Genomic DNA, 24,272 nt, shown 5'->3' with positions numbered 1-24,272 from the left:
TTCCCAAGAACGTAAAGAAATATCAAAGGTTATAATAGTTAGGACTACGAATGGTAACATAATTTCCAAAACCATCAAAGATAGTGATGGAAACGAAGCTATAACAACGTATTCTACAGATAAAGATGGCAATGCAGTTGAAACAACTATTACTACTGACCAAAATGGCCATACCGTTGGAGAAAAAACAGTAACAACCGACAGCAAAACCGGTGTGAAAACCACTACGGTTAAAGGTGAAGGTGGTACGGTAATTTCTACGACTACCGAGCATGAAGATAGTAACGGTAAAAAGACCGTAACAACCAACAAAACTGACGAAAATGGTAATGATATTGAAATAACCACCACTACAGACAAGAATGGGGAAAAGGTTGAAATAATTTCTACGTCTGATAATAAAACCGGTATAAAAAATATCACGGTAACCAATGACCATGATAACAGTACTACCACTTCAGAGATTCACTACAAACGTGATGGTAATGGAAAATATGATTTTGACAACAAGAATATAGATTCCTCATCAACAACCTATACCAATTACACCGATGGTCTGCAAATTACCACTACAACGCAGAATGGCGTTACCGTTACTGTAACCAGGAAATATGACAGAAACTCTGACGGGACTTTTGATTTTGATAACGGCTCATATAACTGGGAAGCAACGGTAGAAAACGGAGGGGTAACGACCAAAGATAAAGGCCGCTTTGACCCCGGCAATCCCAACAGCCGTAACCCGCCCGGCCCGGATGGCAAGTTTGATGATGGCGGCAATGCCAACGAAAATGGCAACAACGGTAACGCCAACGAAAACGGTAACAACGGCAATGCCAACGAAAACGGCGGCAACGAAAATGGCAATAATCCGGCCAACCCCGGCGGGTTGCCTATTTGTACCATTCTCGGCGCTTTCGCTGGTGGTTTTGCAGGCGGTGTCGCCGGAGGTCCGCTGGGCGCAATTATCGGCGCGGGCATTGATGCGCAGCATGGCGCGAAAGCCTGCGGCGAACCCGACCCGTGGAAGCCGTTTTTCCCGCCGATGGCGCTCGACCCCCTCGCTCTTGATTTGAACGGCGACGGCAAGATTGGCACGTTGCCGCTTGCGCATGGGGTGCATTTCGATATGGATAACAGCGGCTTTGCCGAGAAGTTGTCATGGATTGCGCCGGAAGACGGTTTGTTGGTGAATCTTGCCGACGGGGCGACGCGCGTCAGCAACGGTTCGCAGTTGCTCGGCAATGAAACGCGGCTGCCGTCCGGCGAGCTGGCGGCGGACGGTTTTGCGGCTTTGGCGGCGCTGGATGATAACGGCGACGGCAAGGTGGATGCGCAGGATGCGGCGTTTGCCCATTTGCGTGTCTGGCAGGACAAAAACAGCGACGGCATCGCCAGCGCGGATGAGCTGTTTGCGCTGGAAGCGCTGGGGATTGTTTCGCTGGCAACCGCTTATGACGCCGCTACCTGGACGGACGCGAACGGCGTGGAGCACCGTGGCGAGGGTGCTTTTGCGACGCAGGATGCGGGCGGGCTGATGCAGACGCTGTGGTTCACCGCCGACAAGGTTGATAGTGTGGCGGTGGATGTGCATCACGGTTCTTCTGCCGGCTTGCCGGAGGCGGTCACGCGCCTGCCCAACGCCGCCGGCTTTGGCAATGTGGATACGCTGCACCGCGCGATGAATGCGGATGCGGATTTGCGCGCACTGGTGGAGACGTTTGTCACGGAGGCCGATCCGGCGGCGCGGCAGACGCTGACGGAGCAGATTCTGCGTCGCTGGGCGAAGGCCGATGCGGTGACGGGCACGCGCGGCGCGCTGGATGCGCGGGATTTGGCGGTGCTGGAGGCGTTCTGGGGGCAGCCCGCGCTGGCGGAGCAGCCAACCGGGGCGTATGCGCGCAGCGTGGCGCAGGTGTATGAAGACTTGAAGTCGCTGTTGCACGCGCAATTGTCGCTGCAAAGTCATTATCGCGAGTGGTACGGGCTGGCGCAGTTCCGCGTGCAGCATGGCGCGTGGGAAATCAATGACACCGCGCTGGCGGATGCCATCGCGCAGCGTTTCGGCGCGGGCAGTGTCAATGCGGCGACGGTCGGCGATTTTCTCGACGCGCTGCAAGGTCTCACACCGGGCAATGCGGCGTTGTTGCAGCATTTGACGGTGAGCGTGCGTCAGGCATCTGCGCAGTTGCCGCAGGAGAGTCGCAGCGCGCTGCATGAGGTGATTCACCGCGGTGATGACCATATCACGCTCGCCGACGGCGAGGATTTCGTCAATGCCGGGGCGGGCAATGACCGCATCGACGGTAATGCGGCTAGCAATGTCATCATGGACGGCGCGGGCAACGATATGGTTCACGCAGGCGCAGGCGATGATGTGCTGGTGAGCGGGCGCGGTGATGATTCGCTGGATGGCGGCAGCGGCAACGATGTGTACCGCTTCGACAGGCATTCCGGGCATGACACGGTTCACAATGTGGATAACGATGCGGGTCGCCACGACGAGATTCATCTGCTCGACCGCGACATGACCGAGGTGGACATCAGCCGCGTCAACAATGATTTGCTCATCCGCAGTCATGACGGCGATAGCAGCGTGACAGTGCGCGATCATTTCAACGGCGCGCCGGTGAATGCGGTGCGCTTCAGCGACGATATGGTCTTTGACCACGCGTTTCTGGATAAAGTCGCCCGCGCCAACAGCGACCCAGATTATCCTGACCCGACGGATTGGGTTGAGAACGGACAACATGATTTGGATGCGTTGCTGCACCGGCTGGCGCATGGTGCGGCGGAAGACAACCACGCCGGCCTTTCCGGCTGGAACAGGTTGCTTGACCGCCTGACGCAGGACGCGAACAGTCCGTCTGACATTGGCGATGTGGACCGGCTGATTGACCAGATGGAGCACGGCACAGCGGGCAAAAATGCCACGCCACCACATCAATACGACCACCATGCGCATGGTACGGGCAGCGCACATGAGCACATTGACCGCCTGATTGATGCCTGGGCGGGGATTTAGACTGCCATGTAACGAAAAACCGCCCTCCGGGGCGGTTTTTTTATCGCGCAGCGGACAAAACCGGATGGCGAACAGCCTTTAATGATGATGCCCTTCATGATCATGGTCATGATGATGCACGCCGCCGTCCGCCGCGCAGGTGCAGACGAGGCTGTCGCTGTGGCCGTGCGCCTCGCTTTCCGTCTGGATGGTGCTGTGCTGGATGCCGTGGTGTTCGAGTTCGTGCGCGATGCTCTGCACGATGGCTTCCGCTTCGCGCACGCAGAGGTCGCCCGCGACGACGATATGGCAGGAGAGCGCGTTCAGGCCGCTGGTAATCGTCCACAGGTGCAGGTCATGCACGGCAATGACGCCATCGGCGGCGCGCAGGGTGGCGAGCAGCCGCGCCTCATCAATATGCGCCGGGCTGCCTTCCATCAGGATGTGCAGCGCGCTTTTCAGCACGCCGTAGCTGCTTTTGCCAATCAGTGCGGCAATCAGCAGGCTGGCGACGGGATCGGCCCAGCGCCAGCCGAAGGCGAGCATCAGCAGCGCAGCCAGTATCGCGCCGACCGAGCCGAGCAGGTCGCCCAAGACGTGCAGGTAGGCGCTTTTCATGTTGAGATTGCCGTGAATGTCGCCGCCCCGGTGCATCCACACGGCGACGACGATGTTCACCACGAGACCCAGCACCGACACCACCAGCATCCCGGTGGAAGCGACTTGCGGCGGGTGCAGCAGTCGCCCCACCGCTTCAATCACTATCCAGAGGACGATGGCGGCGAGCGTCAGCCCGTTCAAGGCGGCGGCGATGATTTCGCTGCGGCGGAAACCGTAGGTGTTGCGCAGCGTGTTGGGGCGTTCGCCCCAGTAGAAAGCGGCGAGCGAGAGGCCGAGCGCGAGCGCATCCGAGAACATATGCCCGGCGTCGGACAACAGCGCCAGGCTGTTGGTGAGCAGGCCACCCGCGACTTCAACCAGCATGAAGGCAGCGATGAGCAAGAGCGCGCCTTTCAGCACGGCTTTGTTGTGGGTGTGAACGTGGGACATGACAGACTCCGGTGGTGGTTTGCCGCGATTCTACCCGAAGCCCGCGCCGCCGCCGTTACGGGGTACAATCCGCGCCCTTCAACCCCGGAGAACATCATGACCCGACCCGCCCTGCTCGCCCTTGCCATCGCCGCCGCCGCCAGCGCGCCTGCCTTGGCGCAGTTTGACGCCGCCCAATGCGCCGCGCTGAAAAACGCCGCCGTTGCCAACACCCGCATTGACCGCGCCGAATGGAGCGACGGCGACATCGCCGCCGACAAAATGTCCGCCCTCACCGGCGGCTCCGCCAACAGCCAAAAAGCCGGGGCGCACTGCCTCATCGAAGGCGAATACGGCGCGCGCACCGGCGCGGATGGCAAGCCCTACGGCATCCGCTTCCAGCTCCGCCTGCCCGCTGCCTGGAACAACCGCTTCCTCTTCCAGGGCGGCGGCGGCGTGGACGGCTTCGTCGCCCCGGCCGTCGGCAACATTCCCTGGCGCGAAACCCACGCCACCCCGGCGTTGATGCGCGGCTACGCCGTGGTCAGCATGGATGGCGGCCACCCGACGCCGACGCCCGACTTCGGCGCCGACCAACAGGCGCGGCTGGACTTTGCCTACCAAGCCATCGGCAAAACCACCATCGTCGCCAAAGCGCTGATTCACGCCGCCTACCAGCGCGCGCCCGCGCACAACTACTTCATGGGCTGCTCCAACGGTGGCCGCGAAGCACTCATCGCCGCGCAACGCTACCCGCTCGAATACGACGGCGTCATCGCCGGCAACCCCGGCTTCCGCCTCTCGCGCGCCGCCATCGCCGAAGTCTGGGACACCCGGCAACTGATGAACATCGCCCCGGTCAATGACAAAGGCGAAAAAATACTGGCAAACGCCTTGACCCAACAAGACCTCGACACTGTCTCCGCCGCCGTCCTCGCCCGCTGCGACGCCAACGACGGCCTCAAGGACGGCTACATCAACGCCTGGGAACACTGCGACTTCGACCCCGCCAGCCTTGAGCTGCCCAAAGAAAAAATCGCCGCACTCAAAGCCATCTTCGACGGTGCGAAAAACCGCCACGGTGAAGCCATCTACAGCGGCTGGTACTACGACAGCGGCATCAACCAGCCCGGCTGGCGCGCGTGGAAACTGGGCTCCTCGCAAACCGCCACGCCGGATGCGCGCAACATCACCCTCGGCAGCGGCTCGCTCACCCAATACTTCATGACGCCGTACAACCCGGACTTCGACCTCGCCACCTTCGACTTCGACCGCGACCCGGCGAAAACCTACCAGACTGGCGCACTAAATGACGCCGTCAGCACCGTTCTTGATACCTTCCGCGCGGGCGGCGGCAAACTACTCATCATCACCGGCGTCTCCGACCCCGTCTTCTCGGCGAAAGACCAGCGCGACTGGTTCGCCCAACTACAACAAGACACCGCCGACACGAACAGCTTCGCCCGCCTCTACATGGTGCCGGGCATGACCCACTGCGGCGGTGGCGACGCCTACAGCGACTTCGACCCGCTCACCGCACTCGAACAATGGCACGACAAAAACACCGCGCCGGAGCAGCTCACCGCCCGCCACGAAAGCGGCAAAACCATGCCACTCTGCGCCTGGCCGAAAATCGCCCACTACAACGGCGGCGACGCCAGCAAGGCGGAAAGCTACCAGTGCCGGTAAAGCCGCATTCTGACGCCCTCCCATGCGCCATTGGCATTAACAACCAACCCCGGATACCATTAACCCGGTCAACCGGCATCCCCTTCACCTTCACAAGGAACCCCATGAACGACATCCTGCGCCAACACGCCGAGCAGCAAACCGCCGAAGAGCTGCACGAACTCAAACAACAAGAAAGCCACCCCGTGCCGGACAACTGGCAGCTCTCGCCACAATCCGTCGTCACCTACCTCATCGGCGGCAAGCTGAAAAACGGCTTTACCGTCAAGCCCAAATACATCGGCAACCGCCGCCTGATGGAAATCGCTGTCGCCACCCTCGCCACTGACCGCGCGCTCTTGCTCTACGGCCTGCCCGGCACCGCCAAAAGCTGGGTGAGCGAACACATCGCCGCTGCCGTCTCCGGCGATTCCACCCTCGTCGTGCAAGGCACCGCAGGCACCGGCGAAGAAGCCATCCGCTACGGCTGGAACTATGCCGAGCTGCTCGCCAAAGGGCCGAGCGAACAGGCGCTGGTGGAAACCCCGGTCATGCGCGCGATGCGGGCGGGCAAACTGGCGCGCATCGAAGAGCTGACCCGCATCGGCGCCGACGTGCAGGACACGCTCATCACCATCCTCTCCGAAAAAAACCTGCCGGTGCCGGAGCTGAACAGCGAAATCCAGGCGGTGCGCGGCTTCAACCTCATCGCCACCGCCAACAACCGCGACAAAGGCGTGAACGACCTCTCCAGCGCGCTAAAACGCCGCTTCAACACCGTCATCCTGCCGCTACCGGCGACGCTGGACGAAGAAACAGACATCGTGCGCAGCCGTGTTGAAAGCTACCAGAACACGATGAAGCTGCCTGCGGAAAAACCGGCGCTGGAAGAAATCCGCCGCATCGTCACCATCTTCCGCGAACTGCGCGCCGGTCTCACCGTCGACAAAAAAACCAAACTGAAAAGCCCCAGCGGCACCCTTTCTACCGCCGAAGCCATCTCCGTGGTCAATAACGGCATGGCGCTCTCCGGCTATTTCGGCGACGGCGCGCTGAAGGCGGACGACCTCATCGCCGGCATCCTCGGCGCGGTCGTCAAAGACCCGGTGCAGGACAAAATCGTCTGGCAGGAATACCTCGACACCGTCGTCAAATCACGCGATGGCTGGCAAGACCTCTACCGCGCCGCGCGCGACATGGCATAAACGGCATAAAACGTAGGGGCGGTTAGGCGAAGCCGTAACCGCCCGTTCCAATCAAATGGCAATCTGCCCAACATCAAAACATATGGCCAACTACAAACGCTTTTACCGCAATGGCGGCACATGGTTCTTTACCGTTAATCTGTGGCAACGCCAAAACAATGACCTGCTCATTCGGGAAATAAACCTGCTGCGCCAGAGCGTGCGTAACGTCAGACAAAAACATCCCTTTACCATCATCGCCTGGGTCGTATTGCCGGAGCATATGCACTGCATTTGGCAATTACCCGAAGGCGACAGCGATTTTTCCCTGCGTTGGCGCCTGATAAAAAATCGGTTTAGCCGTAACCTGCCCCAAACCGCCATTCCCGGCGCATCCTTGCAACAAGAAAAACGTCGGGAAATCTGGCAACGCCATTTTTGGGAACATTGCATCCGTGATAAAGCCGATTTCAAACGCCATTTTGACTATATTCACCTGAATCCGCTGAAACATGGTTTGGTTGGCCAAGTCAAAAACTGGCCGTACTCCACCTTTCACCGTTATGTTGCAACGAATATCTATCCCGAAAATTGGTGCGGCATTATTGAACCGGGAGTATTTGGTGAATAACAACAGATGGTCTCTTGAAAAGTATGCTGACGGACAACAGAATGACCAAAGTCAGCCGTTGCCGATATACCGCCAGTTTGCCCCCTCCCTCGCAGGGTGCGCCAGCACCCGCAGCGGGGGAGGGTTGGGGTGGGGGTAGCGTCCGTAACATTACCGCCGATGCAGGTCGGCTATCCCTGAAGCATCGTATATTTCAGAACCCTGCCCAAAAATATTGCCCCAAACCTGTATTCAGCGATACACGCAGGATTCTGTACAAGGCGCGCCGTTGAAAACGTACAGCGGCGCAACACCGTACAGGGCTTTGCGTGGATGACCATACGAATCAACGGGTGGTTACGCTCGTCCCTCGCTAACCGCCCCTACTTCGCCGAGAAAACCATGACCATCCAACACTTTGGCATCCGCCACCACGGCGCGGGTTCCGCCCGCCACCTGCTCGCCGCCCTGCGCGACTACCAGCCCGACTGCATCCTGCTCGAAGGGCCGCCCGAAGCAGACGCCTTGCTCGCGCTTGCCGCCGACGCGGAAATGCAGCCGCCGGTCGCGCTGCTCGCCTACCGCCCGGACGCGCCGCAGCACGCCGTTTACTACCCCTTCGCCGCCTTCTCGCCCGAATGGCAGGCGATGCGCTACGCCGCCGAAAATGGCATCCCCCTGCAATTCTTCGATTTGCCGCTAGCGCACAGCCTTTACGAAGAAAAAGCGCCCGACGACGGCGAAGAAAACGACAGCGAAGCAGCCGAAGAAAAAGAAGCAACCGCCCTGCCCTATTCCGGCGACCCCTTCGACGAACTCGCCGCCATTGCCGGGCTGCCCGATGGCGAGGCCTTCTGGGAAGCGCTGGTTGAACAGCGCCGCGACAGCACGGAAATTTTCGCCGCCGTCCATGAAGCCGTCACTGCCCTGCGCGAAGCGCGTGGCGAGGCCGACCCGCGCGACCAGCTGCGCGAAGCGTGGATGCGCAAAATGCAGCGTCAGGCAGAAAAAAATTACGAACGCATCGCCGTCGTCTGCGGCGCGTGGCACGTCCCGGCGCTGGTCGCCAAAGTCGCTGCCAAGGACGACAACGCCCTGCTCAAAGGCCTGGCGAAAGTCAAAGTCGATTGCACCTGGATACCGTGGACGAACAGCCGCCTCAGCCTCGACAGCGGCTACGGCGCAGGCCTTACCGCCCCCGCCTGGTACGCCCACCTCTGGGTGCATCCCGACGACGGCGTGCGCTGGATTGGCCGCGCCGCCGCCCTCTTGCGCGGCAAAGGACACGACATCTCCGCCGCGCACGTCATCGAAACCGTGCGCCTCGCCAACGCCAGCGCCGCCCTGCGCGGGCAGAGCCAGCCGCGCCTTGCCGACCATCTCGAAGCACTCACCGCCATCGTCGGCATGGGCGATGACACCGTACTGCGCCTGATAGAACACGAATGGCTGATTGACAACGCCATCGGCAGCGTCCCCGCCGCGACACCGCAACTGCCGCTGATTGCCGACGTCGCCGCGCAGCGCAAAAAACTGCGCCTCATTGAGACCGCCGAAGCGAAAACCCTCGAACTCGACCTGCGCAAACCGCTCGACCTGCAACGCAGCATCTTCATCCACCGCCTCAACCTGCTCGGCATCGACGGCGCGGAAGCCCTGCCGGTGCGCGGCAAAGGCACCTACAAAGAAGCGTGGTCGTACCTCTACCAGCCCGAACAGCACATCACCCTCACCGAACGCGCCATCTACGGCAACACCCTCGCCACAGCCGTCAGCGGCTACGTCAGCGAACGCCTGCAACAGGCGGGCAGCCTCGCCGAACTGACCGCGCTGCTCGCGCAAGTCATCCCCGCCGACCTGCCCGGACTCGTCGCCCGCATCACCGCGCAAATCGCCAACCTCTCCGCCAGCCACGACAACCTCGCCGACACCCTCGCCGCCCTGCCGAACCTCGCCGACACCGTGCGCTACGGCAGCGTGCGCGACTACGACCCCGCGCCGCTCGTGGCCGTGCTGGATACCCTGCTGGCGCGGCTTGCCGCCGGTGGCGTGCAGGGCTGCCTTAACATCGACTACGACAGCGCCCGCGCCCTCTTTGAACCCATCCGCCAGGCGGATTACCAAATCGGCCTGCTCAATAACGCCGCGCTCGCCGCCTACTGGCAGCGCTTCCTCGAAACCATCCTCGCCGCGCACAACGCACACCCGCTACTTGCCGGCAGCGCGACGCGACAACTCTTCGACCAGCAACACCTCGACGCCGACGCAAGCGCCGTGCAGCTCGCGCAATACCTCTCCGCCGCCAACCCGCCAGAACACGCGGCGCACTGGCTGGAAGGCTTCCTCTACCAGTCCGGCACGGTGCTGCTCATCCACGAACCGCTGTGGCAGATAGTAGACGGCTGGCTGCGCGGCCTCACCGCCGAACACTTCACCGAACTGCTGCCGCTGTTGCGCCGCACCTTCAGCAGCTTTGAATACGGCGAACGCCGCCAACTGGGCGACAAGGCACGCGCCCACGCCAGCGACCGTCCTGCCGCAGCCCCCGCTACGGCCAGCACTAACACCGCCTTCGCCAGCGAACACGGTCTGGCGGCGATGCAAACCGTCGCGGCGTGGCTGGGCATTCCGCTTGTCGCAGAATAACGCCCATTTACATACACCTTCTCCGCTACCCTGTATGTAAAACGTAAAACCATGACCAAACCGCTCACGGAAATGAGCCTGCAAGAACTCTGGCAACTCTTTCCCATCCAGCTCACCCCGCACCGCGATGAATGGCGCGACTGGTACGCCGCAGAAGCCCGGCACTTGCAACAGCTGCTGCATGGCCATATCCGCGCCATTGCCCATATCGGCAGCACCGCCATTCCCGGCATTTGGGCAAAACCGATTATCGACATTCTGATTGAAGTGGCGGATGCGGCCACGCTGCAAAACGCCGCCAACATTCTGGTTGCCCACGGTTATTTGCAAATGTCGGCAAGCGATACCCGCATCTCGCTCAACAAGGGCTATACTCCCGAAGGATTTGCCGAACGGGTTTTCCACATTCATTTGCGCCTGCCCGGTGACCATGACGAATATTATTTCCGCGATTACCTGCGGGAACATCCCGCCATTGCCAAACAATACGAAGCGCTGAAACTGTCGCTGTGGAAACCGTATGAACACGACCGCGACGGTTATACCAATGCCAAAGGCGATTTCATCCGCACCATTACCGTCCGCGCCAAAAGCGATGCCATGCCATATTTTTAACCCCTAACCGCCATGCAAAAAATTCATTTTCTCTACAATTTCATTATTGTCCTTGCCGCCCTGATTACCTGTGCCATTGTCGGGGAATTTTATTTGAGTACGTTACTTATCATGCTGCCGGTCTATTACCTCGCCTATGCGGTTTATCTCGCCGTCAATTACCGGAAAATGGCAAACCGCGCCGCTTTTCCTTTCAAAGGATTGCGGCTCCTGTTCGCCAGTTTTGTTATTTATCTTGCCGCTTTTGCCGCGAGCCTGTTTATCTATCAGCGCATCAATCAAACCGTTGCTGCCGAAATGCAGCAGATTGAACCCTGCCCGGTCAATGGCGATTGCAGCGCGGCGGCGGTGCTGACCTACCGCAACATTCTGGAAAAACGCTTTTTTCTCACCCGCGATAACCGCTGCGTTCATTTGCGCAGCCCCGGTTATGCGCTGGTCAAAACCGAACTGGATTATTGCCGGGAGGAAACGCGATGAGCGGCATTCATGATTTATACCAGTACATTCTTGGCGCCATTGCCATTATTCTCGTCCCCGGCCCCAATTCGCTGTATTGCCTGAGCGTCGCCGGGCAATACGGCGCGCGTGCTGCCTACCGTACCATTGGCGGCATTATTCTCGGCGACAGCGTCCTCATTCTTTCGACCATTTTCGGTGCGGGCGCCTTGATGAAAGCCTACCCGCCCATTTTTCATACCATCAAACTGGCAGGCGGGCTTTATCTGGTTTGGCTCGCGCTGAATCTGCTCAAGGGCAGTTGGCTCGCCTGGCAAACGCGGCGCAATACCCAACCGGTGACGCAAAAGATGCAGACACAGCATTTCTTCCAGCGCGCGCTGACGTTAAGCCTGATGAATCCCAAGGCGATTATTTTCTTTCTCTCTTTCTTCACCCAGTTTGTGCGCGACGATGCGCCCAATCCGGTGTGGAGTTTGTTTATTCTCGGCTTTATTCTGCAATGTATCAGCTTCACCTATCTTAATGTGCTGGCATTTGCCGGCGGGCGGCTGATTCGCTTCTTTGCCCATTCGCGCGCCCTTGCCGCACTGGGTATGGCATTGGTAGGATTATTGTTTATCGGCTTTGCCGTCAAATTATGGATGACGACTTTATAGGGGAGATTGTCATGCACATTCAAAATGAATCCATCGACGCATTCGCCCGCTTTCTCGGCGATTTGCAGCAGCGCATTACTGCCGCACTCACCGCCGAAGACGGCAAGCCCTTCCATTGCGACCGCTGGCAACGCGACGGCGCGGACGGCAGTCTCGGCGGCCACGGCGCGACGATGGTGCTGAAAGACGGCGCGGTGATTGAGCAGGGCGGGGTGAATGTCTCGGTGGTACATGGCGCGCACCTGCCCGCCGTTGCCAGCGAAAAACGCCCGCATCTCGCCGGTTGCGCCTTCAGCGCGCTCGGCCTGTCGCTGGTCATCCACCCGCGCAATCCGTATCTGCCAACCAGCCACGCCAATATCCGCCTCTTTGTCGCGCGCGATGGCGAGGCGGTGCGCGACTGGTGGTTCGGCGGCGGTTTCGACCTCACCCCGTTTTACCCGTTCGACGAGGACTGCCGCGCCTGGCATGAGGCCGCCCGCGCCGCCTGCGCGCCCTATGGCGCGGCGCTCTACCCGCGTTTCAAGGAGTGGTGCGACCGCTATTTTTATCTGCCGCACCGGGGCGAGACGCGCGGTATCGGCGGCATTTTCTTTGACGATTTCAACGAGTTGCCGTTTGCCGAGGCGCTGGCGTTTACGCAAGGCGTGGGCGAGGCCTACCTCGCCGCCTATTTGCCCATCGTCCAGGCGCGCAAGGGCACGGATTACGGTGTGCGCGAACGCGAGTTCCAGCTCTATCGCCGGGGGCGTTATGTGGAATTTAACCTGCTCTACGACCGTGGCACCCATTTCGGCCTGCAAAGCGGCGGCCGCGCGGAGTCCATCCTGATGAGCCTGCCGCCTGCGGTGCGCTTTGAATACGACTACCAGCCGCCTGCGGGCAGCGCCGAGGCGCGGCTGGCGGAATACCTCAAGCCGCGCGAGTGGCTTTGATTTATAGCAATCCTCACAAAGCCCTGTACGGTGTTGCGCCGCCTCGCCGTACTAAGGGCTGTTTACATTTCAACCCTGCCCCGTTGCGGGCTTTGCTCTGCGGTCATCCACCAAACTGCTCCCTCCCCCGTGGGGGAGGGGCGGGGTGGGGGCAGCAAACCATTCGCGTCAGCGATTGCATATAAAACGAATTGTAAACAGCGCCTAAGGGCTGTTTACAATTTAGACCTCCCTCCTCCGCAGGGCGAAGCCCGTAGCAGGCGGGTTCCGTGCGTAGGGTGTGTGGCGGCGTAGCCGACACGCACGCGGGAATTTGACATCGGCAAACGCGTGCGTGCCTGCGGCACACACCCTACAAACCAATGGTGTAGCTCACAAAATCGTCGCCACGCAACCGCATTGGATTGGGCGTGTTTACGGCTGAATGGTAAACAGGCCTTAACCAAACCTGCGAATGAAATCATCATGTTATGGCCAATTGTAAACAGCGCCTAATCTGTACTGTCTTCGGCGGCGCGCCTTGTACAGAACTTTGTGAGTATCGCTATACCCACCGGCGCTGCGCGAAAAGAAGAAGCGCGATGAATTGACCTGACGCATAAAAATAGCCCCGGTTGCCGAGGCTATTTTATGTCGCCGCCTCTGGCGGCATTCAGTCAAAACGAATCGGGTAGTTGTCCGGCATTTGGTAGTCGTGTTTGGTCGCGTTGTAAGGGAAGGTATATTTTTCCTGCCGGTATTCTTTGATCGGTGCGAGGCGGTAGGCGCCGTTGTTTTCGCGTCCAGTAATTTTGCGGCCGTCGTAGCCGTTGAGGGTGATTTCCAGCGGCCAGCTGTTACCAACCGGGTTGAGGTCGCGGCGGATGTTGAGGGTGGCTTGCAGGTCTTTGGTATTGGCAAGGTGTTCTTTGGCACCCGCTTCGCCTTCCCAAAAGTTGTCGCAGAATTTTTCTACGGCGGGATCGCAAAATTCGTCGTAGCTGCTGGTGGCGGGTATGGTGCTGCTGGCGATGCGCTCACCGTCGTCGTGCAGGATGTTGAAGGCTTCTTCCAGCCCGCCGCCCTGGACGAATCCGCTTTTGCCAACCGCGCCCCAATAGCCGGGGCCAAATTCTTGCCATTGCCAGTCCTCCGGCGCGTCACCCCATTCGCCCGCTTCGGTTTGGCCGTGCGCGGTTTCCCGCCACCCGCCGTTTTCTTCAGTGAAGGCAAAGAGGACGGCGAGTCCGGCAGAGGCGTGTCCTTCGTTCAGATTTTTGCCGGTGAAAAGCAGGTAGCGGCGTTTGTCCTGTGCGCTGTCAGCGGTTTTTTCGCTGTGCAGGGTCATGCAGTATTCGTCGTCATCCACGCGGTAGTAATGGCATTCGCGCTGTTTGCCGTCGCTGGCGCGGGCGAGGCGTGCGCTGGCGTCCGCGTTCACGGGGTAGTGTTGATTCAGGGTTTGGGCAATGAGCGGGTCTGTGGCTGCCTGCGCGGTGGCGACGAGGGTGAGGGCGACGGGCAGGGCGAGGGTTTTCATGGGATTTTCGAAGGGCGGTTATTTGTAGTAGCCCGCCATCACCGCGTTGCTTTCGATGCGGGTGGCGAGCGGCAGCGGGATGCGCATTCGCGTGTTGCGCACATCAAGGATGCAGAGGCGGTTCAGGTCGTTGATGTATTTGGGCAGGTAGGGAATTTGGGTGTTGGAGAGGTCGAGGTTGATCAGTTTGGTGAGGCGCGCGACGGAGGGCGGCAGCGCGCCGATGTTGTTGTGGCTGATGTTGAGCATTTCCAGTTCGGTGAGCTGGCCGATGTCGTCCGGCAGTTCGGTCAGTTCGTTGTAGCCGAGGTTGAGGTCGTTCAGGCGAGTGAACTGGCAGATAAATTCCGGCAGTTGCATCAGGCGGTTGTGCGAGAGGTCAAGTACCGCCAGACGCTGCATTTGTGCGGTCGGCGGCGGCAAGAGGCTTAGCTGGTTGTGCGCCAGCGAGAGACGGTGCAACTGGCTCAGGCTGCCGAAATTGGCAGGAAGGCTGGTGAGGCGGTTGTTGTGCGCGTCGAGAATGCTCAGGTTTTGCAGTTTCGCCAGTGATTCGGGCAAGGTGGTCAGCATATTGCCGCCGATGTCGAGCCGGTGCAGTTGGTGCAGTTCGCCGATGTATTCGGGCAGGGTGCCGAGGTGGTTGCCGTAGAGTTCAAGTTCGCCCAGTTCGCGGTAGTTGGCGATGAAGTCGGGCAGTTTTTTCAGTTCGTTGGAGGAGAGGTTGAGCCGCGTCAGTTTGGTGAGGTTGGCGCAGACTTCCGGCAGGTCTTCGAGTTTGTTTCGCGCGAGGTTGAGTTTGGTGAGGTGGGTGAAGTTGCCGATAAAGAGTGGCACGCGCAGCAGGCGGTTGTCACTGAGGTCGAGTTCGGTGATGTGGCTGAATTTGGCGATGACTTCCGGCAGGGTGGCCATTTTGTTGTAGCCGAGTTCGAGTTTGGTCAACCCGGTCAGGTTGCCGAAGCTCTCCGGCAGGGTTTCGAGCTGGTTCCATTTGAGGTCGAGGCGTTTCAGCAGGGTGAGGTTGCCGATGGAGTCGGGCAGTTTTTGCAGTTCGTTGCCGCGCAGGTCAAGCTCGGTCAGTAGTGCCAGTTCACCCAGGGTTTCCGGCAGGCTTTGCAGGCGGCGGAAGGAGAGATCCAGACGGTTCAACCCTATCAGTTCGGAGGGTTCGCGCGGGATGCGGTCTTCGCCGATGTTGTTTTCTTCCGCCCATTTCAGGATCTCGCTGAAACGTCCTTGATTTTCGTCGTCGTCTTGCGCGTCGCTCTTGAAAACGCGGCGCAAGCCGCTGGTGATGCTTTTGAGCATGGGTTTTCCTGTTGGTTTCGGTTTTTGTGGCGGTATTGTAACAATCCGCGCTCACTATTTGTAAGCCCTGCGCACGCCGCTTGTGTTTTCAAGCGGTTGTCGCTTTTTTATCCGCTTTTCGGCATCAGAGCTTGCATGTGGCAAAGTTTTGCCTATAATGCGCGCCTCATCAATTGCGGGGTGGAGCAGTCTGGTAGCTCGTCGGGCTCATAACCCGAAGGTCGTTGGTTCAAATCCAGCCCCCGCTTCCAAGGATTTTTTAGAAGGCCCTTTTTCAAGGGCTTTTTTGTTGTATGCGTTTTTGCAAGGGGTCGCTATGTCGCGCGAGGAAAGGGTTACAGAGTTGTTGAAGCCCGTGGTGGAATCCATGGGTTTTGAGTGGGTTGGGGTGGAGTATCACCACAATTCGGTCAATGCGATTCTGCGCATTTATGTCGATCGGCCGGAAGGCGGGATTGATATGGAGGGCGTGGTTGAGGTCACCGAAGCGGTCAACCCGATTCTCGATGTGGAAGACCCGATTAACGCGCCCTACACGCTGGAAGTTTCTTCGCCTGGCTTGGATCGCCCGCTCTTTTCCTTTGCCGATTTTGTCCGCTTTACCGGCGAGACGGCGAAGGTGCATTTGCACGCGCCGGTCGGCAAGCGCCGCCGTTTTGAAGGGGTAATTGAGTCCACCGACGAGGCAGCGCAGCGCATTACTTTTGCGATACAGCAAGGGCGTGCCGTCGAGGCGGTCGAAGTGGATTACGCCAATGTGGACAAGGCGCGTCTGGTACCCGTTTTTTGAAGGAGGAGTTATGTCGAAAGATTTGTTGAACATTATTGAAGCGGTAGCGAACGAGAAGGAAGTCGATCGCAGCGTGATTATCGAGGCGCTGGAAGCGGCGTTGGCGGCCGCGACGCGCAAGCGTTATCCCGACGAGGAAATCGGCGCCAAGGTCGTCATTAACCCGCGCACCGGCGAGTACAAGAGTTTCCGCCTGTGGACGATTGTCGATGACGAGGCGATTCTGGAAAACCCGGACGCCGAGATGCGTGAAAGCGTCGCCGCCATTGAGTTTCCCGAGGCGCATTTGCAGGTCGGCGATGTGCATGAGGTGCCGATTGAAAACGAACCGTTTGGCCGCATCAGCGCGCAACAGGCGAAGCAAATCATCATTCAGAAGCTGCGCGAGGCAGAGCGGCGCAAGGTTTATGACCAGTTCATCGCCGAAGAAGGCACGCTGGTACACGGCATCGTTCGCCGCCACGAACGCGGCAACGTCATCGTCGATGTCAATGGCGCCGAGGCGACTATCCTCCGCGACGGCATGATTCCGCGCGAAACACTACGCATCGGCGACCGCATCCGTGGCTACCTCGCCAAAGTCAACCTGGAAATGCGCGGACCGCAACTGGAAGTAAGCCGCGTCGCCCCGGAAATGCTGAAACAGCTCTTCACCCTGGAAGTGCCGGAAATCGGCTCCGGCATCATCGAAATCATGGGCGTTGCCCGCGACCCCGGCCTGCGCGCCAAAATCGCGGTGCGCACCTTTGACCCGCGCATTGACCCGGTCGGTGCCTGCGTCGGCATCCGTGGCTCGCGCGTGCAGGGGGTGATGAACGAACTGGCGGGCGAGCGTATCGACATCGTTCTCTGGGACGAAGACCCGGAAACCTACGTGCGCAAGGCGATGGCACCGGCGCAAATCACCAACGCTGCCGCCGACGAGGCGCGCAAGGTGATGGATATCTCCGTCCCGGAAAACAAACTGCCGCAGGCCGTGGGTCGCGGCGGACAAAACGTGCGCCTTGCCAGCGAACTCACCGGCTGGACCATCAACGTCCTCAGTGAAGCCGAATTCGAGGCACGGCAAGAAGCGGCGCAGGACGCACAGGAGCGGGCATTGGCAGAAGCGCTGGACATCGACGACGACATCGCCGACCTGCTGATAGAAGCCGGATACAGCGCGCCGGAAACAGTCGCCTATGCCGAACGCGACGAACTGCTCGCCATCGAGGCCTTTGACGAAGAAACCGTCGATGCGCTGATGGCGCGCGCGGCAGATTACCTGCTGCAACAGGCCTTTGTCGCCGAAGTGGAGCCGGAAGAAGAAATGCAGTTACCGCTGGAAAACGTCGAAGGGCTGGATGCGGACACCATTGCCGCCTTGCAGGCGAACGGCCTGCACACCCAGGAAGACCTGGCAGAATTGGCGGTGGACGAACTGGTGAACTACACCGGCATGGACAAAGAACAGGCATCGGCGCTGATACTGAAAGCGCGCGAGCCGTGGTTTCGTGGATGATAGCGAGGGAACAATAAAATGGCAGTAGCAGAACAAACCGTAGCGGCGCTCGCCAAACAACTGAAAATACCCGTGAACCGCCTGCTTTCCCTGCTGAAAGAAGCGGGTGTCACGGTCGCGGGCGAAGAAGACACGCTGACACCGGCGCAAAAAGTGGCGCTGACCAAACACATGGCGGCGAAAAAAAGCGGCGAAAAAAAACTCAGCCTGAAAAACCCCGCCGGAGCGGCGAAGAAAACCGCCGGTGAGAAAAAAAGCGGCGAGACGGCGGCGAAAAAACCGCGTGCCGCCGCCAAAAAAAGCGGCGAAAAAAAACTGAGCCCGCGCGAAATCGCCCAACAAATGGCCGAACAACAACGCCTCGCCCAGGGCGAAGCCATGCGCGACAGCGAAGCGCGGGCGCGCGAAGAAGCAGAGCACGCCGAACGCCAGCGTGTCGCCGAAGAAGAAGCGCGCCGCCTGCGCAAAGAACAGGAAGAAAAAGCCGCGCTTGACGCCGAACAGGCGCGACAAAAAGCCGAAGCCGCACTGGCGGCACAACTGGCCGAACAAGAAAAACAGCGAAAACTCCGCGAAGCCGAAGACGCCAAGCGCAACGCCGCCGAAGAAGTCCGCAAACAGGAAGAGCGGGAAAAACGCGCCGCCAAAGAAAACGAAGAACTCGAACGGCAGCGGCAAGAAGCCCTGCTTGATGTCGCCAAACGCGAAAACTACGAAGAAGAAGCCGAAACCCGCTTCCACATCCAGAGCCGCGAACGCGGTGCGGGCGGTGGCGGTCGCAACGAACGCGGCGGCAAACGCGGTGGCGGACGCGACAGCGACGACCGTCGCAGCGGCGCGGGCAGCCGTGGCGGCAAGGGCGGCAACAAACGCGAACGCAAGGGCGGCAAATTTGAAAAACCCGTCGCCCCGGTCTCGCGCGAAGTACGCATCCCGGAAACCATCACCGTTGGCGAACTCGCACAAAAAATGAGCGTCAAGGCGGGCGAACTCATCAAAGTCATGATGAAACTCGGCTCAATGGTCACCATCAACCAGGTGCTGGACCAGGAAACCGCCGCGCTCGTCGCCGAAGAAATGGGGCACCAGTACATCCTCATCAAAGAAAACGACCTCGAAGCACAAGTCATGGCCGAGGCCGACGAAGACGCGGGCAACATCATCCAGCGCGCGCCGGTCGTCACCATCATGGGCCACGTTGACCACGGCAAAACCTCGCTCCTGGACTACATCCGCAAAACCAAAGTGGTCGCGGGCGAGGCGGGCGGCATCACCCAGCACATCGGCGCCTACCGCGTACAAACGCCAAAAGGCACCATCACCTTCCTTGACACCCCCGGCCACGCCGCCTTTACCGCCATGCGCGCGCGCGGTGCGGACGCGACCGACATCGTCATCCTTGTGGTTGCCGCCGACGACGGTGTCATGCCACAAACGATTGAGGCCATCCAGCACGCCAACGCCGCCAAAGTGCCGCTCATCGTCGCCGTCAACAAAATCGACAAGCCGGACGCCGACCCGGAGCGCGTCAAATCCGAACTGTCGCAACATGGCGTCATCGCCGAAGAATGGGGCGGCGAAAACCTCTTCGCCTACGTCTCGGCGAAAAGCGGCGAAGGCATCGACGACCTGCTCGACAAAGTGCTCATCCAGGCCGAAGTGCTGGAGCTGACCGCGCCCTCTACCGGCATGGGACGCGGCGTCGTCATCGAATCCCGCCTTGACCGTGGCCGTGGCAGCGTCGCCACCGTGCTGGTGCAATCCGGCGTCGTCAAAAAAGGCGACATCATGCTCGCCGGCATGGAATACGGCCGCATCCGCGCCATGCTCGACGAAAACGGCAACGAACTCAAAGAAGCGGGCGCCTCCACCCCGGTCGAAATCCTCGGCCTCTCCGGCACGCCGAACGCGGGCGACGAAGTCGTCATCGTCGAAAACGAACGCAAGGCACGCGAGATTGCCAACTTCCGCCAGGGCAAATTCAAAGAAATCAAAATCGCCCGCCAACAGAAGGCCAAACTGGAAAACCTGTTCAGCAGCGCCGCAGAAGGCGAAGTCCACACCGTCAACCTGATGATCAAGGCGGACGTCCAAGGCTCGGTCGAAGCCCTCTCCGACTCACTGCTGAAACTGGCGACCGACGAAGTCAAAGTGAACATCATCGCCTCCGGCATCGGCGGCATCACCGAATCCGACGTCCAGCTCGCCATCGCCTCCGAAGCCATCATCATCGCCTTCAACGTCCGCGCCGACGCCAACGCGAAAAAACTGGCGGAAAACGAAGGCGTTGACCTGCGCTACTACAGCATCATCTACGAAGCCATCGACCAGGTGAAAGCGGCGATGCAGGGGATGCTCTCGCCGGAAGTGCGCGAAGACATCATCGGCCTGGCAGAGGTACGCGAAGTGTTCCGTTCCTCCAAATTCGGCACCGTCGCCGGCTGCATCGTCGAAGACGGCGTACTCAAGCGCAACAACCCCATCCGCGTGCTGCGCAACAACGTCGTCATCTACGAAGGCGCGCTCGAATCGCTGCGCCGCTTCAAGGACGACGTCAGCGAAGTCCGCGCCGGTACCGAATGCGGTTTGGGCGTCAAAAACTACAACGACGTGCGCATTGGCGACCAAATCGAATGCTACGAGCGCGTCTCGGTTGAGAGGACACTCTGATGCCAAAAGGACAAGACCGCACCCGCCGCATCGGCGAACAAATGCGGCGCGACCTCGCTGTCGCCATCCCGCAATACCTTGACCACCCGCACGCCTCGCTGATTTCCATCACGGCGGTGCGGGTGACACGCGACCTGTCATTTGCCAAAGTCTATGTGACCCACGTCATCAGCGACCCGGCGGAGCGCGCCGCGCTCATCCGCGCGCTGAACGCCCACGCCGGACAACTGCGGCACGCGCTCGCACAAAAACTCAGCATCCGCAAAATGCCGGAACTCAGCTTCCACTACGACGACTCGGTGGAATACGGCGCGCGCATGGATCACCTGTTGCATGACTTGGTAAAAGACCTGCCGCCGGAAGATGAAACAGAAGAAGATGGGCAGGCATAACCGCCCTGCCCTGCCATAAAAGACGCGCTCCTTGACCGGAGCGCGTTTTTTTTGCGTAGAGGACAAAAAACGGACGACCGTGCTGGCCGCCCGTATCCGTCTCGCAAGCGTCAGAACAGCTCTGGCGCGGAGACGATGTTGAGTTTGTCATCCAGGTCAAAGATGAGCGGCGTACCGGTCGGCAGGTTCAGCTCCAGGATTTTTTCGTCGCTGATGTTGAGCAGGTATTTGATCAGCGCGCGCAGGCTGTTGCCGTGGGCAGAGATGAGGACGTTTTTGCCCTGGCGCAGTTCGGGCGCGATGTTGCTGTCCCAGTAGGGCAGAACACGGGCGATGGTGTCTTTCAGGCTTTCGCCGACCGGCATTTCGTCCGCCGGGACCTCGCGGTAGCGGCGCTCGTTCGCCGGGTAATATTCACTGGTTTTCTCAACGGCAGGCGGCGGCACGTCAAAGCTGCGACGCCAGATATGCACTTGTTCATCGCCGTATTTGGCGGCGGTTTCGGCCTTGTTCAGCCCTTGCAGGCCGCCGTAGTGGCGTTCGTTCAGGCGCCAGCTTTTGTATTCGGGAATCCATAGCTGGTCGCAGTATTCAAGCAGGAGGTGCAGGGTCTTGATGGCGCGCTTCTGATAGGAGGTGAAGGCGACGTCAAAGAGGATGCCTTTTTCTTTCAGCAATTTGCCACCGGCGACGGCTTCTTCCACGCCTTGCGCGGTGAGATCGACATCAACCCAGCCGGTGAAGCGGTTGGAAAGGTTCCATTCGCTTTGGCCGTGGCGAGAAAGGACGAGTTTCATGGTGTGCTCCTTTAGCAGGTGAGGGAAAGGTAACGAATCGTTAGTATTGTAGCGTTATTGCGGCGGCGGTTCTATCGCAGCGATTGCGCAACAGTCGTAGCAGGGCCAATGTTTTTCCCGTGATGCGCAGCTATCCCGCTGAAATTCAGCCTGAAAACTCCTATAATGCGCGCCCCTGTGCCGTTTGGCACATCCTCCCAACTACCCCAAGGAACCCCATGCAAAACCATCACCTCGGCTTCCCCGTCGAAACCGTCGCCGTCTTCATCATCCTCTCCGTCGGTGCGATTCTCATCGACCTCTACGCCCACCGCAGCGACAAACCGATGAGCCTGAAAAGCGCCTCACTCTGGACCGTCTTCTGGATTCTCGTCTCGCTCGCCTTCGCCGGCTTCCTCGGCTGGCACCACGGCAGCGAAGCAGCGAGCCTGTTCATCACCGGTTACGCCCTGGAAAAAGTACTTTCCGTCGATAACCTCTTCGTCATGATGGCGATTTTCGCCTGGTTCAAGGTGCCGGAAGGCTACCGCCACCGCGTGCTTTACTGGGGCATCATCGGCGCCATCATCTTCCGCATGATTTTCGTCATCATCGGTACCGGCCTGCTTGCCTTGGGCCCCTTCGTTGAAATCATCTTCGCGCTGGTTATCGCCTGGACGGCGGTGATGATGCTCAAAGGCGGCGATGACGGCGACGAAATCGAGGACTATTCCGACCACCGCGCCTACCGCCTGGTGCACCGCTTCTTCCCCGTCTGGCCGCGCCTCTACGGGCACAATTTCTTCCTGAACAGCCAGGAGCTGGCCGACGCGCAGGCGAAGAACCCGCAGGAACACCTCGAACTGGCCGGGGAAGACACCAAACACCCCGAACAAAGCCACCCGCACGCGATGAAAGCGGGCGCCTGGGTCGCCACCCCGCTCCTGCTCTGCCTCGCCGTCATCGAAATCTCCGACGTGATGTTCGCCTTCGACAGCGTCCCGGCGGTAATTGCCGTCTCGCGCGAACCGCTGATTGTTTACAGCGCGATGATGTTCGCCATCCTCGGCCTGCGGACGATGTACTTCGTGCTGGAAGCGCTGAAAGGCTACCTCGTCCACCTCGAAAAAGCGGTCATCGTCCTCCTCTTCTTCATCGCCGCCAAACTGGCGCTGTCTGCGACCAACCATTACCTGCACCACGGCCTCGACATCTCGCCGCTCGTCTCGCTCATCGTCGTCATCGTCGTCCTGCTCGCGGGCGTGGTCGCATCCCTGCTCTACCCGGAAAAAGAAACCAAGGAGTAAATCATGGCAGTCACCCTAAGCAAAGGACAAAACGTCTCGCTGAGCAAAACCGACCCGGCGCTGAAACACATCCTCATCGGCCTCGGCTGGGATGCGCGCAGCAGCGACGGCCAGCCGTTTGACCTTGACGCCAGCCTGTTCATGACCGGCGACAACAAAAAAGTGCCGTCCGACGCCTACTTCATCTTCTACAACCAGCTCAAATCGCCGGAAGGCGCGGTGGAGCACACCGGCGACAACCTCACCGGCGACGGCGATGGCGATGACGAAAGCATCCTCGTCCAGCTCGACAAAATCCCGGCGAACATCAGCTCGCTCTTTATCACCGTCACCATCCACGACGCCGAAGCACGCCACCAGAACTTCGGCCAGGTCAGCAACGCCTTCGTCCGCCTGGTGAACCACGAAAGCGGCCAGGAAGTGCTGCGTTTTGACCTTTCCGAAGACTACAGCACGGAAACAGCAATGGTTTTCGGCGAAGTCTATCGCCGTGACGGCGAATGGAAATTCCGCGCCATTGGTCAGGGCTACGCCGGTGGCCTGCTCAGCCTCTGCCACCAGTACGGGGTGAACGTCGGCTGATTGATGACCGCGTGATTGCCATACAGCTCCCCTCCCCTGCAAAGCGGGATGGAGTGTAAACAACCGTGTAGCGGCCGCATCTAAAACGAATGGTAAACAGCCCTTAGAGGCTGTTTGCCATTCGGCGGATAAGCCCCTCTCCCTCTGGGAGAGGGGTTGGGGTGAGGGCAGCAAACAATTGAAAAATTGGAATTTCGGCTCATCAATAATATCGCTTACCCCTCTCCAACCCTCCCCTGCAGGGCGAAGTCCGCAGCGGGGGAGGGTCAGGGAGGGGTGTGAAAAACCGCGTAGCGACCGCATCCAAAATGAATTGCAAACAGCGCCTAGAGGCTGTTTACCATTCAGCCGTGAGGCTTTGTAGGTTGGGTCAGCGAGGTACGAGCGACTGGAACAGCTCGCGCAGCGACAAGTATTGCTCGCGCAGCGAGAGAGAGACCCAACAAACCGAATGCCGAACAGATTCCGTTGTTGGGTTACGCGCTGCGCGCTAACCCAACCTACGCACAAAACATTGTGTTATGGCCAATTGTATAGCCATCCACCGAAAGCCTCATACGGTGTTGCGTCGCCTCGCCGTACAAAAGCGTACTGTCTTCGGCGACGCGCCTTGTC

19 protein-coding genes and 1 tRNA gene are annotated in these 24,272 nt (G+C 59.6%); 16 read left to right on the top strand and 4 right to left on the bottom strand.

Annotated features, from left to right (window positions below; genetic code table 11):
- Positions 1-214: 214 nt before the first annotated feature.
- Complete coding sequence (locus tag ACO54Z_RS09800; RefSeq protein ID WP_485996840.1) at positions 215-3,025, top strand: hypothetical protein; 2,811 nt, start codon at positions 215-217, stop codon at positions 3,023-3,025.
- A gap of 78 nt (positions 3,026-3,103) precedes the next feature.
- Here the strand turns inward: ACO54Z_RS09800 and ACO54Z_RS09795 are convergent, their stop codons facing one another.
- Positions 3,104-4,054 (bottom strand): cation diffusion facilitator family transporter, encoded by a 951-nt coding sequence (locus tag ACO54Z_RS09795; RefSeq protein ID WP_485996839.1) that lies wholly within the window; start codon positions 4,052-4,054, stop codon positions 3,104-3,106.
- Between the two features lie 96 nt (positions 4,055-4,150).
- On the opposite strand from ACO54Z_RS09795, the gene ACO54Z_RS09790 reads away from it, so the two are divergent.
- The 8 genes from ACO54Z_RS09790 (at position 4,151) to hemF (ending at position 12,809) form a co-directional block, all read left to right on the top strand.
- Positions 4,151-5,722, top strand: a complete 1,572-nt coding sequence (locus tag ACO54Z_RS09790; RefSeq protein WP_485996838.1) for a tannase/feruloyl esterase family alpha/beta hydrolase — start codon at positions 4,151-4,153, stop codon at positions 5,720-5,722.
- A gap of 104 nt (positions 5,723-5,826) precedes the next feature.
- Positions 5,827-6,906 carry an ATP-binding protein gene (locus tag ACO54Z_RS09785; protein ID WP_485996837.1) on the top strand — a complete coding sequence of 360 codons (1,080 nt, stop codon included), beginning with the start codon at positions 5,827-5,829 and terminating at the stop codon, positions 6,904-6,906.
- Between the two features lie 82 nt (positions 6,907-6,988).
- Positions 6,989-7,516 (top strand): REP-associated tyrosine transposase, encoded by a 528-nt coding sequence (locus tag ACO54Z_RS09780; protein ID WP_485996836.1) that lies wholly within the window; start codon positions 6,989-6,991, stop codon positions 7,514-7,516.
- Between the two features lie 381 nt (positions 7,517-7,897).
- A complete protein-coding gene (locus ACO54Z_RS09775; protein ID WP_485996835.1) occupies positions 7,898-10,141 on the top strand; it encodes a DUF5682 family protein in 2,244 nt (747 codons plus the stop codon).
- 51 nt (positions 10,142-10,192) lie between these two features.
- Positions 10,193-10,756 (top strand): GrpB family protein, encoded by a 564-nt coding sequence (locus tag ACO54Z_RS09770; RefSeq protein WP_485996834.1) that lies wholly within the window; start codon positions 10,193-10,195, stop codon positions 10,754-10,756.
- Positions 10,757-10,768: 12 nt separating this feature from the next.
- Positions 10,769-11,236 (top strand): hypothetical protein, encoded by a 468-nt coding sequence (locus tag ACO54Z_RS09765; protein WP_485996833.1) that lies wholly within the window; start codon positions 10,769-10,771, stop codon positions 11,234-11,236.
- A complete protein-coding gene (leuE, locus tag ACO54Z_RS09760) occupies positions 11,233-11,874 on the top strand; it encodes a leucine efflux protein LeuE (protein WP_485996832.1) in 642 nt (213 codons plus the stop codon). Before ACO54Z_RS09765 ends, leuE begins: the two co-directional genes overlap by 4 nt.
- 11 nt (positions 11,875-11,885) lie before the next feature.
- On the top strand, positions 11,886-12,809 hold the full coding sequence (hemF, locus tag ACO54Z_RS09755) for an oxygen-dependent coproporphyrinogen oxidase (protein WP_485996831.1): 924 nt from the start codon (positions 11,886-11,888) through the stop codon (positions 12,807-12,809).
- A gap of 652 nt (positions 12,810-13,461) precedes the next feature.
- Here hemF and ACO54Z_RS09750 read toward each other — a convergent pair.
- Positions 13,462-14,328, bottom strand: coding sequence for a hypothetical protein (locus ACO54Z_RS09750; protein ID WP_485996830.1), 867 nt, complete (start codon positions 14,326-14,328; stop codon positions 13,462-13,464).
- An 18-nt stretch (positions 14,329-14,346) separates the two neighbouring features.
- On the bottom strand, positions 14,347-15,639 hold the full coding sequence (locus tag ACO54Z_RS09745; RefSeq protein WP_485996829.1) for a leucine-rich repeat domain-containing protein: 1,293 nt from the start codon (positions 15,637-15,639) through the stop codon (positions 14,347-14,349).
- A gap of 174 nt (positions 15,640-15,813) precedes the next feature.
- Here ACO54Z_RS09745 and ACO54Z_RS09740 point away from each other — a divergent pair.
- The 5 genes from ACO54Z_RS09740 (at position 15,814) to rbfA (ending at position 20,992) form a co-directional block, all read left to right on the top strand.
- Positions 15,814-15,890: transfer RNA gene (locus tag ACO54Z_RS09740), tRNA-Met, on the top strand.
- Between the two features lie 65 nt (positions 15,891-15,955).
- Positions 15,956-16,429: a ribosome maturation factor RimP gene (gene rimP / locus ACO54Z_RS09735; RefSeq protein ID WP_079541639.1), complete on the top strand. Its 474-nt coding sequence runs from the start codon at positions 15,956-15,958 to the stop codon at positions 16,427-16,429.
- Between the two features lie 10 nt (positions 16,430-16,439).
- Positions 16,440-17,930, top strand: coding sequence for a transcription termination factor NusA (nusA, locus tag ACO54Z_RS09730; protein WP_485996828.1), 1,491 nt, complete (start codon positions 16,440-16,442; stop codon positions 17,928-17,930).
- Positions 17,931-17,948: 18 nt separating this feature from the next.
- Positions 17,949-20,600: a translation initiation factor IF-2 gene (gene infB / locus ACO54Z_RS09725; RefSeq protein WP_485996827.1), complete on the top strand. Its 2,652-nt coding sequence runs from the start codon at positions 17,949-17,951 to the stop codon at positions 20,598-20,600.
- The gene (rbfA, locus tag ACO54Z_RS09720) at positions 20,600-20,992 is read left to right on the top strand and encodes a 30S ribosome-binding factor RbfA (RefSeq protein WP_485996826.1); all 393 of its coding nucleotides are present in this window, start codon (positions 20,600-20,602) and stop codon (positions 20,990-20,992) included. Before infB ends, rbfA begins: the two co-directional genes overlap by 1 nt.
- Positions 20,993-21,102: 110 nt before the next feature.
- Here the strand turns inward: rbfA and gpmA are convergent, their stop codons facing one another.
- Entirely contained in the window at positions 21,103-21,789 is a 687-nt protein-coding gene (gpmA, locus tag ACO54Z_RS09715) for a 2,3-diphosphoglycerate-dependent phosphoglycerate mutase (RefSeq protein ID WP_485996825.1), read from the bottom strand.
- 218 nt (positions 21,790-22,007) lie between these two features.
- On the opposite strand from gpmA, the gene ACO54Z_RS09710 reads away from it, so the two are divergent.
- Both ACO54Z_RS09710 and ACO54Z_RS09705 read left to right on the top strand, forming a co-directional pair.
- The gene (locus ACO54Z_RS09710) at positions 22,008-23,075 is read left to right on the top strand and encodes a TerC/Alx family metal homeostasis membrane protein (RefSeq protein ID WP_485996824.1); all 1,068 of its coding nucleotides are present in this window, start codon (positions 22,008-22,010) and stop codon (positions 23,073-23,075) included.
- A 3-nt stretch (positions 23,076-23,078) separates the two neighbouring features.
- Positions 23,079-23,657, top strand: coding sequence for a TerD family protein (locus tag ACO54Z_RS09705; protein WP_298078723.1), 579 nt, complete (start codon positions 23,079-23,081; stop codon positions 23,655-23,657).
- The last annotated feature ends 615 nt before the right edge of the window (positions 23,658-24,272 follow it).

The organism is Cardiobacterium sp. (genome assembly GCF_057314735.1).
Note: the sequence above shows the minus strand (reverse complement) of the source record. Positions and strands in the feature narration are given on the sequence as shown.

Bases quoted from the DNA above. Each gene is read 5' to 3' on its own strand.
- gpmA (WP_485996825.1), bottom strand. From the start codon at position 21,789: ATGAAACTCGTCCTTTCTCGCCACGGCCAAAGCGAATGGAACCTTTCC.
- nusA (WP_485996828.1), top strand. From the start codon at position 16,440: ATGTCGAAAGATTTGTTGAACATTATTGAAGCGGTAGCGAACGAGAAG.
- ACO54Z_RS09795 (WP_485996839.1), bottom strand. From the start codon at position 4,054: ATGTCCCACGTTCACACCCACAACAAAGCCGTGCTGAAAGGCGCGCTC.
- ACO54Z_RS09745 (WP_485996829.1), bottom strand. From the start codon at position 15,639: ATGCTCAAAAGCATCACCAGCGGCTTGCGCCGCGTTTTCAAGAGCGAC.
- ACO54Z_RS09775 (WP_485996835.1), top strand. From the start codon at position 7,898: ATGACCATCCAACACTTTGGCATCCGCCACCACGGCGCGGGTTCCGCC.
- ACO54Z_RS09780 (WP_485996836.1), top strand. From the start codon at position 6,989: ATGGCCAACTACAAACGCTTTTACCGCAATGGCGGCACATGGTTCTTT.
- ACO54Z_RS09785 (WP_485996837.1), top strand. From the start codon at position 5,827: ATGAACGACATCCTGCGCCAACACGCCGAGCAGCAAACCGCCGAAGAG.
- ACO54Z_RS09770 (WP_485996834.1), top strand. From the start codon at position 10,193: ATGACCAAACCGCTCACGGAAATGAGCCTGCAAGAACTCTGGCAACTC.
- rimP (WP_079541639.1), top strand. From the start codon at position 15,956: ATGTCGCGCGAGGAAAGGGTTACAGAGTTGTTGAAGCCCGTGGTGGAA.
- hemF (WP_485996831.1), top strand. From the start codon at position 11,886: ATGCACATTCAAAATGAATCCATCGACGCATTCGCCCGCTTTCTCGGC.
- leuE (WP_485996832.1), top strand. From the start codon at position 11,233: ATGAGCGGCATTCATGATTTATACCAGTACATTCTTGGCGCCATTGCC.
- infB (WP_485996827.1), top strand. From the start codon at position 17,949: ATGGCAGTAGCAGAACAAACCGTAGCGGCGCTCGCCAAACAACTGAAA.
- ACO54Z_RS09790 (WP_485996838.1), top strand. From the start codon at position 4,151: ATGACCCGACCCGCCCTGCTCGCCCTTGCCATCGCCGCCGCCGCCAGC.
- ACO54Z_RS09705 (WP_298078723.1), top strand. From the start codon at position 23,079: ATGGCAGTCACCCTAAGCAAAGGACAAAACGTCTCGCTGAGCAAAACC.
- ACO54Z_RS09765 (WP_485996833.1), top strand. From the start codon at position 10,769: ATGCAAAAAATTCATTTTCTCTACAATTTCATTATTGTCCTTGCCGCC.
- ACO54Z_RS09750 (WP_485996830.1), bottom strand. From the start codon at position 14,328: ATGAAAACCCTCGCCCTGCCCGTCGCCCTCACCCTCGTCGCCACCGCG.
- rbfA (WP_485996826.1), top strand. From the start codon at position 20,600: ATGCCAAAAGGACAAGACCGCACCCGCCGCATCGGCGAACAAATGCGG.
- ACO54Z_RS09710 (WP_485996824.1), top strand. From the start codon at position 22,008: ATGCAAAACCATCACCTCGGCTTCCCCGTCGAAACCGTCGCCGTCTTC.